We start from the raw sequence: 15596 nt of genomic DNA on the forward strand, positions 1-15596 counted from the left end.
AGGGTGCCGCGCGGTGTGGACGGCGGCGCGTCACCCGGCGGGCGGATCCGCCGGCCGCGGCACGAGCGCGCCGAGCGGCAGCGACGCGCCGGCCGCGGCGGGCAGTCGCACGAGGTCCATGCCGGCCTCGCGGGCGAGCTCCTCGAGGCCCACCGGATCCCAGGAGTACGCGTCGTGCACCTCGCGCTCCCGGCCCCCGGGCTCGCGGCTGCGCCATCGCGTGCGCAGGTCGAGCAGGCCGCCGGGTGCGGGATCCGCCCGGAACCACCACTCGACCTCGTCGTCGCCCACGCGCGTGCGGGCCAGCCGCGACTCGGGCACGCGCGCCCCGGGCTCGAGCCCCATCGTCTCGACGACGACGAGCCCGCCCGGGAGGAGCCGCTCGGCGATGCGCTCCCAGAGCCGGGCGCGCTGCCCGGCATCGAGGTGGCCGAGCACCCCGCAGAGCAGCACCGCGGAGATGCGGTCGGGCAGCTCGAGGTCGGGCGCGGATCCGGCGGTCACGGTGACGCGCTCCTGGAGTCCCGGGGCGTCGAGGATCCGCGCGGTCAGCACCGCGCGCAGCGGCTCGGACGGCTCGGCCGCCACCACGAGCGCCTCGGGATGCGCGCGGGCGACGGCCCGCGCGATGACGCCCGTGCCCGCCCCGATGTCGAGCACGGGCGCCGCGGACAGGTCCCGGCCGTCGAGGAGGCGGCAGACCGCGGCCGCCGTGAGCTCGGCGTGCTCGGCGGCGGCGAGGTCGAAGAGCTCGGCCGCGGGGCCGTAGGGGTCGGCGGGCGCCGGATCGCCCGGGCCCGGGTCGGCGGCCGGGCCGGACGCCCCGTGCCCGCCCGCGGGTGCCGCCTCTGCCGCGGGCAGGATCGCGGCGGCCGTCACGCGTGGCGGCTCGCCCGGCCGGATGCTGCGCGGCGGACCGAGCCGGCGGATGAGGTCGACCCACGCGCGGGCCATCGTGATGTCCGCCTGCGCCGCGCGGAGGGCGTCGCCGTCACCCGAGCGGATCTCCGCCACGAGCTGCGTGAGCGCGTGCGCCACCGCGTCCGGCCACACGTCGTCGAAGAGGTCGCCCGCGGTCGGGGCGGGCGCGTCCGGCCACGAGGAGAGGCGCGGCAGGGCGCGCCGGGCGGGATCCCCGTCGAGGTCGAGCCGGTCGGCCGCGTCGCGCCGGGTGTGCAGCGCGGGGCTCCAGGTGACGGGCCCGTGCACGTCGGCGAGCGTCAGCACGCCCGCCTCCGACGCGAGCGCGATGCGCGGCCAGAGCAGCGCGTGGTTGTCGCGGTCGGCGGGGTGCAGCTCGTCGTGCACGCGCAGCGAGAGCGGGATGCCGCCGACCACGCCCTCGATCGCGGTGAGCGGCGACGGCCGCGCCTCCAGCGCGGTCAGCTCGCGCGGGCGCTCCACGGGATCCGTGAACGCCCACGGCCGGAGCCCCCCGACCGCCAGGCCGAGGATGTCGACGAGCGGCTGCAGCAGGTGGACGGGACCCGCCGCGTCCACGTGCACGATCGGGCTCCTGGCCCGCAGCCGCTCTGCCGACGCGAGGAAGCCGCGGGTCGCGCGGACGTGCCGGTAGTGCGTCGAGAGGCGGTAGCGCACGCCGGCCGTCCGTGCCGCCCGGGCGGCCGCGGTGATCTCGTCGGGGTGGGCCGGGTGCTCCTGCAGCACGTGGATCCCGCGGGCGAGGAGCGCCAGCACGAGCTCGGATCCGGGCCCGCCCTGCACGGCCGACCCCACGGCGACGGAGGCCAGGTCGACGTCGGCGGGCAGCTCGGCGACGTCGGTCCAGAGCGGCACGCCGTGCGCGGCCGCGAGGGCGCGGGAGGCGCCGCCGCCGCGCGCGAGGACGCCGGCGAGCCGCAGGCCGGGGACGAGCCCGACCGCGCGGAGGTGGATGCGGCCGAAGCCCGTGCCGCAGACGACGACGCGCAGCGGGCGGTCGGCGGCGTCGCCCGTCACAGGTCCTCCTCCACCATCTCGCCCGCGTCGCCGGCGTCGTCGATGCGGGTGACGGTGCTCGCGCCCGAGGCGACGACGAGGTCGAGGACGCGCTGCGGATCCAGCACGTCGTGCGCGAAGCCGACGCCCGGCGGCACGGCGCCCGCGCGGATCTCCCGCACGGTGATGGCCGCGAGCCGTCCGGCGAGCACGTAGCTGTCGTCGCTGTGCAGCACGATCGCGCGCTCGACCGGAGCGCCCTCGTCGTCCGTGCCGTCGACGGAGACGGCGAGCACGTGGAACGGACGGTTCCCGAGCAGGTCGAGGTCGCCCGCGCGGATGAGCGCGTCGGCGGCCGCTGCTGCGCCGTCCTCTCCCGCGAGCAGCGCGGGCAGCCGGTTGAGGGCGTCGCGCACGGCGGGCCCCGGGTGCACGTTCCACCACCGGGCATCCGCGAACCCGCGCCCGCGCCCGCGCGCGATCCGCTCCGTCTCCGCCGACAGGTACGGCTGCAGCGCGACCCGGCCCGCGAAGAACGGCGCCGTCGCGTCCTCCTCCGCGCGCAGCGCGCGCTCGACGCGTCGGCCGCCGGACCACGCGGCGAGCGGCGTGCCGTACGCGGTGGATCCGGGGCCGCCGGCCGCGAGCGACAGCGGCACGTCGAGCGCGACCCCGGGGGAGCACGCCTCGACGCCGCCCACCCAGCCGCGCAGTCGGAGCGGACCGCGCAGCCCCTCGGCGGCGAGCCGCGGCAGGAGGCCCGAGAGGCCAGGGACCACGCCCGTCGACACGACCGCGCGGCGGCCGTCGCGCACGGCGTCCGCGGCGAGACCGCGCGCGACGAGGCCCGCGCGCACGGGCTCCTCGCCGCAGACGTCCACGTAGTCGGCGCCCGCCTCGAGGGCGGCGGCCGCGATCCGGTCGCCGAACGCGAAGGCCGGCGCGGCGCAGTGCACCACCACGTCTGCCCCGCGGCAGAAGCGCGCGAGCGCGTCGTCGTCCATGAGATCGACGGTCACGGTCTCGACCCGGCCGCCCACCTCATCGGCGAGCTCGCGGAGCGGGGCCTCGCGACGGCCGCCGAGCCGGAGCGGCTCGTCGGACGCGGCGCGGAGGGCGAGCACCGCGGGACGCCCGACGGCGCCGGACGCGCCGATCACCGCGATCACGCGATCACCGCCCCGCCCGTGACGTTCGTGAGGATCGACAGCACGCGCGGCGCGTGCTCCACCGACAGGCAGTCGTAGTGGTCGCCCGGGATGTCGACGATGTCGAGCTCGCCGAGCGCGAGCTCCTCCCAGTAGTCGGTCACCGCCTCCCTGCTGCCCGGGAAGGGGTACGCGCCGCTGTGCCGGAGGAACGTGATGTCGCCCGCGTACGGATCCGGCCGGTAGCGCGTGATCGCGAACACGCTCTGCCGGAAGGTGCGGAAGAAGCGCGTCATCTGCTCCGGCGTGTAGCTGCCGGACGCCGGCGGCACGACCTCGCACATCCGGGCGATGCGGGCCCGCCGCGGGATCCGCGACAGGTCGAGGAAGGCCCGGCCGATGTCGGCGAACTCGCCGTCGAGCGACGCGTAGCCGTCCGCGGGCATGACCCCGGGGGTCCTCTCGAGGATGCGCGCGCCCGCCGCGGCGATGCGCCACGGGTCGGCGGGGAAGCCGAGGTCGACCGGGTCGATGCCGATCATCATCGCGAACGAGTACTCGGACACCATCTCGTCGTCGAGCCGGAACGCGGGGCTGTGGCTGCTGATCGCGGTGAACGACGCGACGTCGGCGCCCGCCTCCGTGAGCGCGCGCGCCACCTCGGTGGCGACCAGGCCGCCGAGGCAGTAGCCGACGACGTGGAAGGTGCGGATCCCGGTCGCGAGGAGCTCGCGGGCGTACTCGGCGGCGATCCGGTCGATGAGCCCGTGCGGGTCGGCGTCGAGGAAGGCGTCGAGGTCGGGCACCTCCACGCCGTACAGCGAGCCGGTGCCGCGGGACCTCCGGCGGATCTCGGTCATGAGCGCGCGGTACGGCATGATCGTGCCGATCCCGGCGTGGACGAGCACGGTCGCCGGGCCGCGGCCGGATCCGGACAGCAGGCTGACGGCGGGCGTCGCGGGAGCGTCCCGGTCGCCCGCGCCGCCCTGGCCGGCCTGGCGCACGTAGCCGGCGAGCCCGGCGATCGTGGGCCGGCGCAGCATGTGGCGCAGCACGACGTCCCACTCCAGGTCGACGACCTCGGGGAGCTGCTCGCGCATCCGGCCGACGAGGCGCGCCACGAGCAGCGAGTCCCCGCCGAGCGCGAAGAAGTCGTCGTCGCGGCCGATCCCCGGGCGGCCCAGCAGCTCCGCCCACAGCTCCTGGAGGCGGCGCTCGACGTCGTCGCGCGGGGCGTCGGATCCCGCGGCCACGGCGGCCGCCGGCGCCCGGTCCTCCGCGAGCCGGGCGAGCGCGGCCCGGTCGACCTTGCCGTTCGCGGTGACCGGCAGCGCGTCGAGCACCTGCCAGCGGCGCGGCACCATGTAGTCCGGCAGGCGGTCGGCGGTGTGGCGGCGGAGCGATGCGGCCCGCAGCGGCACGCGGTCGGCCTTCACCTGCGCGAGCAGGAGGTGCTGGCCGAGGCCGGAGAGCGGATCCTCGTCCGCCGGCACCTGCTGGATTGCCCGGGCGCCGAGGTCGCCGAGCATCGCCCGCCATTCGTCGGCCGCGAAGAGCAGGGCGTCGTCGGCGAGCCGGGCGTCCGCGGGTCCGCCGGCGCGCACCTCCATGAAGTCGGTGGCGATCATGAGCGGCGGGTTGTCCTCGCGGGTGCTCTCGATCACGGCGAGGTGGCCGTGCGGGGCGAGGAGCCCCTGCAGGCGGCGCAGCGCGGCGGGCACGTCGGGCACGCCGTGCAGGCCGTTGGAGCAGATCACGACGTCGTAGGAGCTCGGGCGCTGGCCCTGCGGGAGCGGGTCGGCGGCCGGGTCGAAGGCCTGGAACCGCACGCCCGGCCGGTCCGGGTGGCGTTCGCGCGCCTCGCCGACGTGGAACATCGAGGGGTCGGTGAACACGTACTCGACGGCCCGACCCGCGAGCGCGGGGATCAGCTGGTCGGCCGCGCCGCCCACGCCGCCGCGCACCTCGAGGATCCGCAGCGGCTCGTCCGCTCCGAGCCCCCGCGCGTCGTGCCGGTCGGCGAGCGCGACGACCGCGGCCGTGAGCGCGGCGGTGAGCAGCCGCACGCCGAGGTTGTCGCGGTAGGCCGCGCCGATCGCGTCGCTCGGGGCGCCCGGGTAGAGCAGCTCGGCGATGTCGAGGTCGCCGCTCACGAGGTCCGCGAGCGCGCTGCTCGACGCCTGCACGTGGCGGAGCAGCTCGGCGCTCCAGCGGATCTCCCGCTCGGCCTCCTCCACCCGGGCCCAGGCGCGGGCGACCCGCTCCGGATCCGCGGAGAGCGCGCCGCGGTAGCGCCCGTCGGCGTCGCGCGCGATGCGCCCGCGCCGCTCGAGCGCGCGCAGCCAGCGGCGCACGACCACGCGGTGGGCGTCGCTCGCGCGCAGGAGGCCGGCGACCTCGTCCGCCGTGACGGGCGACCCCCGGTCGACGAGCGCGCCCGCCGTGGCGAGGGTCCGCTCGATCACGCGGAGCGCGTGCTCGTCGAACTGCGCGAGGAACGCGCCGAGGGCGTCCGTGTCCACGTCGGCGGCCGCGAGCTGGAGCGCGGCGCGCGCGGCGTCGCCGGGAGCGTGGTCCTCCGGGGCGTCGACGGGCGCGATCCGCTCGGGCTGCACGAGCCCGACGAGGTGCCGGCCCGCGGTCCCCTCGGCCACCTGCACCGCGCAGTCGGCGACGCCCGGGTGGGCGAGCACGGCAGCCTGGATCTCGGCCAGCTCGATGCGGTAGCCGCGGATCTTGACCTGCGCGTCCTCGCGCCCGAGGAGCTCGATGCTCCCGTCGGGCAGGTAGCGGCCGATGTCGCCCGTGCGGTACTCGCGGTCGCCCGTCGCGGGATCCACCCCGAACCGCTCGCGCGTGCGCTCGGCGTCGCCGATGTACCCGAGCGCCACGCCCGCGCCGCGGATGAGGATCTCGCCGGGCACGTCCTCGGGCCGGTCGCGCCCGAGGTGGTCGACCACGGCCAGCCGCTGGCCGCGCAAGGGCGTGCCGTAGGGGATGCTCGGCAGCAGCCGGTCGACCTCGCCGATCACGTGGTGCACCGACCAGATGGCCGCCTCGGTCGCGCCGCCGAGGCTCACGACGGTGAGCTCGGGGTGGCCGGCGCGCATGGCGTCGGGCAGGGTCACGGGGATCCAGTCGCCCGAGAGGAGCGCGAGCCGCAGCGTGCTCGGGGCGTCGTCGCCGGCCGCCGAGCCGTCCGTCGGGCCGCCCGTGGCGGCGACCGCGTCGCGGTAGTCCTGGAGCATGCGGGCCTGCGCGGGCACGGAGTTCCAGAGCGTGACGCGGTGGCGGGCGATGAGCGCGGCCCAGTGCGAGGGGTCGTCGCGCCGGCGGGGGTCCGGCAGCACCATCGCGCCGCCCGCGCCGAGGACGCCCAGCACGTCGAAGACCGACAGGTCGAAGCCGAGGCCGGCGAGGGCGAGCACGCGGTCGTCGGGGCCGACGCCGAAGCGCTCGCGGATGTCCACGAGCGTGTTGTGCGCGGCGTGGTGGGAGAGGATCGCGCCCTTGGGGGTGCCCGTGGACCCGGACGTGTAGATGACGTAGGCGGGGTCGGCCGGGTCGACGCCGTCGCGATCCGCGTCCGGCGTCGGCCGGCTGGCGGCGGGCTCGAGCGCGTCGACCGCGATCCGCTCGATCCCCGTCGGCCAGTCGTCGGGCGCGCCGACGAGGGCCTCCTGCGTGAGCACCTGCCGGATGCCGGCGTCGGCCAGCACGGTGTCGCGGCGGATCCGCGGCTGGGCCACGTCCACGGGTACGTAGGCGCCGCCCGCGAGGAGCACGCCGACGACGGCGACGACCTGCTCCCAGCCCCGCGCGGCGACGATGGCCACGCGGTCGCCCTGGCGCATCCCGGTGGAGCGGAGCCGCGCGGCCACGGCGGCCGCGCGCCGCACGAGCTCGTCGTGGGTCAGCGTGCGGTCGGGGGCGATGACGGCGGGCGCGTCGGGCGCGGCGTCCGCGGCCGCGAGGAGCGGCTCGTGCACGAGCGCGGGCGCGACCGGATCCCCGGTCTCGCCCACCCGGATCCGCCGCTCGCGCTGGTCGGCGGGCAGGTCGACGGCGCACGGCAGCTGCCAGGCGGCCGGGTCGTCGGCGAGGGCGCGCACGGCCCCGATGTAGGCACCGAACGCGGCGTCGGCCACGCCGTCGGCGAGGATCCCCTCCCGCACGTCCCAGCTGAGCTGGAGGCCGTCGGGCACGCGCAGGGCCTGGCAGTCGATCCACACCTGCGGCGTGCGCGTGACGGCCGCGGTGATCCGCCCGCCGTCGCCCGTGGGCGCGCTCGCCGCGTCCCCGGCGAGCGCGCTCGTGAAGACGACGGGCGCGAGCGCCACGTCGCGCGCGTCGCCGCCGCGCCTGCGGGTGAGCTCGGCGAGGAGCTCGGTGCCGCCGCAGAGCGGGTGGGCGAGGTCCTCGAGGAGGCGCGCGGAGAGGGCGCGCATCCGCTCCACGGCGGGCACGTCCTCGGTGAGGTCGACCTCGAGCAGCTCCACGGACGTGAAGTCGCCCACCACCTGCTCGGCGGCCTCGGGCAGGCCGCGGCGATCCGAGACGGGCACGTTGAGGACGAAGCGCGGGCTGCGGCTCCAGCGGCCCACGGTCTCGGCGTAGGCGGCGAGCAGGGCGCTCGTCGGGGTCACGCCGGCATCGGCGGCGGCGCGGTCGAGGCGCGCGGCCGAGGCCGGGTCGAGCACGGCGGACAGGCGGCGGAACCGGACGGGCGCCGCCATCGGGTCGTGATCCGCGAGCGGCAGCTCCGGCGCGGGCGGCAGGTCGTCGAGCCGCCGCCACCAGTAGGAGCGGTCGCGCTCGTACGCGGCGGACGCCGTGAGGGCGCGCCGGGCCAGCACGCGGTCGCGGAAGCCGGGGCCGTCGGGCGATCCGGGCAGCGCGGCGGCCGGATCCTCGACGAGCGCGCGCAGCTGGTCGAGCACGAGCTGCAGGCTGGCGTGGTCGAGCACGAGCAGGTCGACCGCGAGGTGCAGGCGCACGGCGTCGTCGGCGCGGGTGACGACGGCCCGGACGCGCGGCCAGCCCGGGTCGCGGCCGGTGCCCTGCGCGAGGTCCGCGCGCACGGCGTCGATGCGGTGGCCGATGGACGCGTCGCCGAGGCCGCGCAGGTCGTCGACGGGCACCTCGACGGGGCCGGGGTCGGCGAGCACGCGCTGCGAGCCGTCGGGGTGGACCTCGGCGCGCAGCATGCCGTGGTGCGCGACCAGGCGGATCCACGCGTCGACGATGCGCGCGGGATCCGTGGACGCCGGCCACGACAGATCGAGGTCGGCGCTGCACGCGACGCCGCCGTAGGGGTACGCGTCGGTGCGGCCGAGGAGGTAGGCGGTCTGCACGGGGGTGAGCGGGAAGGGGTCGTGCGCGGCGGCGTGATCGGCGGCGGCCGGATCCGCGGCGTCGGTGCCCGACGCGTCCCGCCGCCCCAGGATCGCGAGCACCTCGTCCCGGTGCCGGCGGATGAGCTCGCGCCGGTCGTCGTCGATCACGCCGCGCGGTCCGCGGAACCGGATCCGCCCGTCCTCCGCCCAGAGCCGGACGCCGCGGGCGTCGAGGTCGTCGATGAGCTGTTCAGCGTTCACAGGTCTCCGCTTTCGAAGAGGTCGGCGCCGGTCGTGGCCGGCGGTCGGGCGGGCGCGTCCGCGGTGGGTGCGGACGCGGGGGTGGTGGTCGCGGCGGTGGTGGTCGCGTTCGTGGCGACGAGCCGGTCGATGCAGGCGGCGTACGCCCGCACGGTCGGCTCCTCGAGGAAGCGGCGGACGCCCGCGTCGACGCCGAACCGGCGCTGGGCGGCGGTCACGAGCCGGAGCATGGCGAGGCTGTCGCCGCCCGCCGCGAAGAAGCCGGTGCCGGGCGCGGGCGGGGCGCCGAGGATCCCGGCCCACAGCTCGGCGAGGGCGGCCTCGGTCGCGGTGCCGGTCGCGGGCGCGGTGTCGGGCGCGGTGCCGGGCGCGGATGCGGACGCGAGGTCGGCGGCGGTCGCGGCGGGATCGGGCTCCGCGTCCGCGAGCGCCCGGCCGAGCGCCGCCACGTCCACCTTGCCGTTCGCGGTCAGCGGCCACGCGTCGACGAGGTCGGCGCGGTGCGGCATCGCGTAGGCGGGGAGCCGGTCGGCGGCGGTCGCGGTCGCCGCTGCCAGCACGGCGGCCCCGTCGTGCCCGTCGTGCGGCTCGACGGCCACGTGCACGCGGCGTCGACCGCCCGGCCCGTCGACCACGAGCGCCATCGCGCGCCGCACGCCGGGGGAAGCCGCGTGGGCGGCCTCGATCTCGCCGAGCTCCATCCGGTGCCCGCCGAGCTTCACCTGCCGGTCCGCGCGGCCGAGGAACTCGAGGATCCCGCCCGGCCGGTACCTGCCGGTGTCGCCCGTGCGGTACCAGCGGCCGCCGCCGAGCTCGACGAACGCGGCCGCCGTGCGCGCGGGATCGCCCCGGTAGCCGCGCGCGAGGCCGCGGCCCCCGATGACGAGCTCGCCCGGGACCCAGTCGGGGCAGTCCCGGCCGGAGGCGTCGAGGACGCGGAACGCCTGGTCGGGCAGCGGCCGGCCGTAGGGCGCGGACTGCCAGCCGTCGAGCGGGCCGTCCACCTCCCACGCGTTCGACCAGATGGCCGCCTCGGTGGCGCCGCCCAGCGCGACGAGCCGCGTGCCCGGCCCGGCCGCGCGGATCAGGCGCCCGTGCAGGTCGGTGCCCACGCGGTCGCCGGAGACGAGCGCCGCCCGCAGCGAGCCGAGCCGCCCCGGCCGGTCGTCGGCCGCGACGAGGAGCATGTCGAGCAGCATCGGCACCGTGTCCCACAGCGTGACCCCGTGCTCGTGCACCAGGTCGAGCCAGCGCGGGGCGTCGCGCTCCTCGCCCTCCTCGGGGAGCACGAGCGCGCCGCCCGCACCGAGGACGCCGAGCACGTCGAACACGGAGAGGTCGAAGTCGAGCGCGGACAGGGCGAGGACCCGGTCGCCCGGGCCGATCTCCAGCATCCGGGACACCGCGTCGACCGTGGACCACGCGGCGTCGTGCGTGATCTCGACGCCCTTGGGCTCGCCCGTGGAACCGGAGGTGTGGATGACGTAGGCGAGCGCCTCGACGGGCGGGCGCACCGGATCGGCGAGCGGCTCCTCCGCGGCCGCGTCGGCCGGGCGGAGGAGGGCGGGTGTGCCGGGCTCGTCGCCGCCGGCCGCGGGCGGGTCGTCGGCGATGACCAGGCGGATCCCGGCCGCGCGGTGGATGGCCCGCCGTCGCACGGGAGGCTGCCCGATGCCGATCGGCGCGTACGCGGCTCCCGCGGAGAGGACGCCGACGACGGCCGCCGCCTGGTCCGCACCGCGCGGCAGCGTGACGCCGACCAGGTCGCCGGGTCCGATCCGGCGCCGACGGAGCGCGCCCGCGATCCGCATGGCCCGGTCGGCGAGCTGGCCGTGGGTCACGACGCGCGTCGCCGCGCCCGTGCCCGTGATGAGCGCGGGCGCGTCGGGCGCCCGGCGCGCTGCCTCGTGCACGGCGTCGTGCAGGAGCCGGCCCGGTCGGGGAGCCGTGGGGGCGGCGGTCGCGGCGGCGCGGGCACGCGCCTGGTCGGCCGGGGGATCCACGGGGAGCGGCGCATCCCAGTCGGCCGTGGCGAGGTGCTCGAGCGTGGTCACGTACGCGGCGAAGAGCGCGTCGACGAGGCCGGGCGGGAACGCGTCGTCGCGGGCGTCCGCGTCGACCCGCAGCCCGCCGTGGTCCTCCAGCACCTGGACGTCGATGAGCACCTGGGGCGACTGGGACACGCCGTGGATCCGCTCGCCGAACGCCCCGGAGACGTCCGCCGAGACCCCGTCGCCGTCGCCGTCGCCGACGCCGGCCTCGTCGCCGACGCCGATCGCGCTCGTGAACACCACGGGCACCGGCGCCACGGCCGTGCCCGCGAGGCGCGCGCGCTCCCGCAGGATCCACGAGGCGGGGGCCTCGCGGTGGTCGAGGTCGCCGGCGAGGCGCTCCTGCAGCCCGCGGGCCGCCTCCGCCGCCGAGCCCGCGGCACGGTGGTCGAGCAGGGTCAGCGCGGTGAAGTCGCCGACCAGGCGGGGCATGTCGGGATGCGCGTCGCGCCGGTCGAAGAGCGTCAGCGTCATGGTGAGGTCGCGCTGCCCGGTCCAGCGGGAGAGCACGTGGCCGTACGCGGTCGCCAGCATGCTCGTGGGCGTGAGCCCGGCCGCCCGGCAGCGGTCGCGGAACGCGGTCCACCACGCGGCGTCGAAGCGGTGCGCGCGGCGCGTGAAGCGCGGGGCCGGATCCGCGGTGGCGAGCGGCAGTCGCGGGGCGTCGGGCATCCCGGCGAGGCGCCGCCGCCAGTGCTCCTCGTCGGCGCGCAGCCGCTCCGGGTCCGGCCGGGTCTGCAGCACGCAGTCGCGGAAGGTCAGCTCGGCGGGCGCGGGCGGGAGCGGGAGCCCGCGCACGAGGAGGTCGAGCTCGGTGTACAGGATCATGATCGACAGCGCGTCGACGACGGCGTAGTCGATGCCGATCGCGATGCGCGTGCGGATCCCGCCGCGGCCGTCCGGGTAGCGCAGCGCGTCGACGTCGAACAGCGGCCAGACGGCGAGGTCGTGCCGGCGGTGCGACGTGCGCTCCCGGAACCCCGCGAGGGCGGCGTCCACCGCGTCCGGATCCGCGTCGGCCGGCACGTCGCGCACGTCGACGCGCACGCGCGGCACCTCCTCGAGCACGCGCTGGGTGCCGTCGGGGCGGATCACCGTGCGCAGCGTCGGGTGCCGGCGGACGAGCTCGTCGAACGCGGCGGCGAGCAGGTCGAGGTCCTGGCCCTCGCCGTCGAACTCGGTGTGGTGGTAGGTGCCCACGCCGCCGAGCGGGATGCGCGGGTCGCGGCCGACCGCGTACGCGCGCTGCACGTCGGTGAGAGGGAAGGGGTCGTGGCGGTGCGCGGGATCCGGCACGATGCGGGCGCGCGCGTCGGCCGGCCCCGGGGCCGTGAGGTGCAGGGTCGCCGCGAAGTCGGCCAGCACCGGGTGCCGGAAGAGCGCGGCCACGCTCGCGTCGGCCGCACCCGCGACGCGCAGGGCGGCGACGCTGCGGGTCGCCTGGAGGGAGTCGCCGCCCGCGGCGAAGAAGGAGCGCCCGCGGCCGCAGGGGACGCCGAGCAGCTCGCTCCAGACGCGCTCGACCAGCCGCTCCTCGGGCGTGCGCGGGGCGTCGTCGTCCGGTCGCAGGGCGGGGGCGGGCCGCTCGGCGAGCTCCGCGACGATCCGCGCCCGGTCGACCTTCCCGTTGGCCGTGAGCGGCAGCCCGGCCCGCACGACGACGCGCGCGCACGCCATGGACGGCGGCAGCAGCGCGCCCGCGTGGGCCGCGACGTCGTCGGGCGCGACGACCGCGCCGGGCTCGGGCACCACCATCGCGGCGAGCGCGCCCGCGACCGCGACGACGACCGCGCGCTGCACGCCCGGGGCGGAGGCGAGCGCGGCCTCGACCTCGCCGGGTTCCACGCGGTGCCCGCGGATCTTCAGCTGGTGATCCGCGCGCCCGAGGGACTCGAGCACCGGCCGCCCCGCGTCGTCGCGCCGGTAGCGGGCGCGGTCGCCCGAGCGGTACCAGCGCGCGCCGTCGAGCACCGGGAAGCGCTGCGCGGTCAGCTCGGGCTCGCCGCGGTAGCCGCGGGCCAGCGCGTGCCCGCCCACGAGCAGCTCGCCGGGCACGCCGTCGGGGCGGTCGCGGCCGCGCTCGTCGACGACCCGGACGCGGACGCCGGGCAGCGGCTCGCCCCAGGGGAGGCCGCGCGCGGGCGACGCCGGATCCACGGGGGCGCCGACGCGCGCCTCGTGCACGGTCGAGTGGATGGTCGCCTCCGTCATCCCGCCGAGCGCGAGCAGCCGGGCGGCGGGCGCGCACGCGGCCAGGCGCGCCGGGAGATCCGGCCCGACGACGTCCCCGCCGAGCAGCACGAGCCGGAGGGGCAGCGGCCCGTCGCCGGTCGCGGTGAGCAGCATGTCGAGGAGCGCGGGCACGGTGTTCCAGACCGTGACGCCGTGCGCGCGGACGAGATCCCGCCAGCGGTCGGCGTCGCGGCGCTCGTGCTCCGCGGGCACGACGACCGCGCCGCCCACCGAGAGCAGAGCGAACAGGTCGTAGACGGAGAGGTCGAAGTCGAGCGCGGAGAGCGCGATGCCGCGGTCGTCCGGGCCGAGGGGCGCGACGCGCGCGAGCGACCGGATGGTGGCGACGGCGGCACGGTGGGCGACCTCGACGCCCTTCGGCCGGCCCGTGGATCCCGACGTGAACAGCAGGTAGGCCGGGTCGTCGGGGGCGACGGCGACGGGATCCGCGAGCGGCGCCGCGTCCCGGGCGGCGCCCAGCGCGACCACGGGAGGGCCGCCAGGGGACAGGCCCGCCGCGATGGCGTCGACCAGGCCGTCGTCGGCGAGGACGCAGTCGATCCCCCGCGCGAGCACCATCGCGCGGCGCGCGGGCGGCTGGTCCGGGCCGACGGGCGCGTAGCAGGCGCCCGCGAGCAGCACGCCGAGCACGGCGGCCACGCGGTCCGGCCCGGCCGGCGCGGTGATCGCCACGGTCGCGCCGGGGCGGACGCCGCGAGCGCGCAGCAGCCCGGCGACCCGGCGCGCGTTCTCGGCCAGCTCACCGTAGGCGACCACGTGGCCGTCGGATCCGATGACGGCCGTCCGGCCCGGATCCGCCGCCGCCCGGGCGAGGAACGCGGAGTGCAGGAGGCCGCCGTCCGTGTCGGGGGCCTCGTGCACGAGCGGCCCGGTGCCGGGTGCCGGCCGCTCGAGCTCGCGGCGCGCCCGCGCGTCCTCCGGGGCGGGGACCGCGAGCGCCGGCGTCTCCCAGGCGCCGGGACGCTCATGCGCGAGGCCGTCGACGACCTGCCGGTACGCGGCGAACGCGGCCTCCATCGCCCGTTCCTCGAGGATGTCGACCCGCACGTCCCAGTTCAGCAGCAGCCCGCCGTCGAGCTCGGTGACCTGCGCGTCGAGCCAGACCTGCGGGCCCTGGGAGATGATCCAGACCGGCTCCCCGAGCGCGCGGCGGATGGACGCGTCGTACAGCTCGCCCAGTCCGATGGCGCTCGTGTACACGACCGGCGCCAGCACGGGGCTCCCGCCGTCGCGGCGCGCGAGGTCGCGCAGCACGTCGACGCCGCCGTAGCCCGCGTGGGCGACGGCCTCGCGCACGCCCTGCTGGATCCGCCGCGCGTCGTCCTGGAACGACCGCTCCTCCCGCAGGTCGACGTCGAGGAGGATCGAGGTGCTGAACTCGCCGACGACGAGCTCCAGCCCCTCCTCGTCGCCGCGGTCGAGCACGGGGAGGTTGAGGAGGAAGCGGCCCTCGGCCGACCAGGCGGCCACGACCTCGGCGAACGCCGTCGCGAGCACGGCGGCCACCGTCAGCCCGCGGGCGCGCGCGGCGGCCTCGAGCAGGCGCAGCTCCTCCCGCCCGACCCTGTGGTGCAGGCGGCGGGAGCGCGGGTCGGCGTCAGCGCGTCCTGCGTCGTCGCGGACGGGCAGCGCCGGCCCCGCGGGCAGGTCGGGGACGCGCTCGCGCCACCAGCGCGCGTCCGCCGAGGTCCGGGACGCGTCGGCGCGCGCGGCCCGGGCGGCCAGCTCCGCGCGCACGTCGCGGTGGATCGCGGGCAGCTGCCGCCCGGGCTCCTCGACCAGGTCGCGGAGGTCGGCGAGGAGCACGCGGAGGCTGATGGCGTCGCCCGCGAGCATGTCGAGGTCGACGTGCAGGCGGCTGCGGCCGAACGGCAGGAGCGTCAGGTCGACGCGGAGCACCTCGCCGCGCTCGACGGCCATGCGACGGTGCGTGCCGTCGTGGCGCATCCGCTCGAGGCGCGCGTCCACCGCGTCGGCGTCCTCCGCGCGGAGGTCGTGGACGCGCAGCCGGGCGGCGGGCGGCTCCTCGTCGGCGGGCAGCGGCTGCTGCGTGCCGTCGTCCCGGAAGCGCATCCGCAGCGACGCGTGCCGGGCGACCAGGGCGGCGAGGGCCGCGCGCAGCCGCTCGGGATCCAGGTCCGCGCCGTCGAGCTCGACGTAGAAGTGCGCGGCGACCGACCCGGACGGCTGGCCGGGCTGCCGGCCGAGCCAGTACGCGTGCTGCAGCGGCGTGAGCGGCGACGGCGACGCGGGGTCGAGCGCGGGGGCGGCGGGGCGTGGGACGGGATCCGCGCCGTCGCCGTCCGCGGCGGCCTCGCCCAGCATGCGCGCCCACGCCCGGATCGTGGGGTCTGCCGCGAGCCGCGAGAAGTCGGCCGCGAGGCCGTCGCGCCGCCAGCGTCCCGCGAGGCGGATCAGCGCCGTGGACTCGAGGCCGAGGTCCACGAGGTCGTCGTCGAGCCCCACGTCGGCGGGGTCGAGGCGCAGGGCGCGCGCGACCTGCGCGCGGAGCGACGCGGGGGCGGGGACGGAGGGGATCCGCTCGGTCATGTGCACGCTCCTCGGGCTCGCGTTGTTGAGAACCGTTATCATATGGCTCGCTGACGAGC

4 protein-coding genes are annotated in these 15596 nt (G+C 78.0%); all 4 read right to left on the reverse strand.

All coding sequences use genetic code 11. The features are described from left to right. Nucleotides 1-30: 30 nt before the first annotated feature. Genes K0V08_RS12695 through K0V08_RS12710 form a run of 4 tightly spaced genes read right to left on the reverse strand, consistent with a single transcriptional unit; the run spans nucleotide 31 to nucleotide 15537 of the window. A complete protein-coding gene (locus K0V08_RS12695; RefSeq protein ID WP_079531152.1) occupies nucleotides 31-1959 on the reverse strand; it encodes a Gfo/Idh/MocA family oxidoreductase in 1929 nt (642 codons plus the stop codon). After that, on the reverse strand, nucleotides 1956-3107 hold the full coding sequence (locus tag K0V08_RS12700; RefSeq protein WP_079531155.1) for a saccharopine dehydrogenase NADP-binding domain-containing protein: 1152 nt from the start codon (nucleotides 3105-3107) through the stop codon (nucleotides 1956-1958). Before K0V08_RS12700 ends, K0V08_RS12695 begins: the two co-directional genes overlap by 4 nt. After that, nucleotides 3104-8683 carry a non-ribosomal peptide synthetase gene (locus tag K0V08_RS12705; RefSeq protein WP_079531158.1) on the reverse strand — a complete coding sequence of 1860 codons (5580 nt, stop codon included), beginning with the start codon at nucleotides 8681-8683 and terminating at the stop codon, nucleotides 3104-3106. The genes K0V08_RS12700 and K0V08_RS12705 overlap by 4 nt, the downstream gene beginning before the upstream one ends. Continuing rightward, nucleotides 8680-15537, reverse strand: coding sequence for a non-ribosomal peptide synthetase (locus tag K0V08_RS12710; protein ID WP_079531160.1), 6858 nt, complete (start codon nucleotides 15535-15537; stop codon nucleotides 8680-8682). Before K0V08_RS12710 ends, K0V08_RS12705 begins: the two co-directional genes overlap by 4 nt. Between the last annotated feature and the right edge of the window lie 59 nt (nucleotides 15538-15596).

This window comes from Clavibacter michiganensis (genome assembly GCF_021216655.1).
GTDB classification, from domain to species: domain Bacteria; phylum Actinomycetota; class Actinomycetes; order Actinomycetales; family Microbacteriaceae; genus Clavibacter; species Clavibacter michiganensis.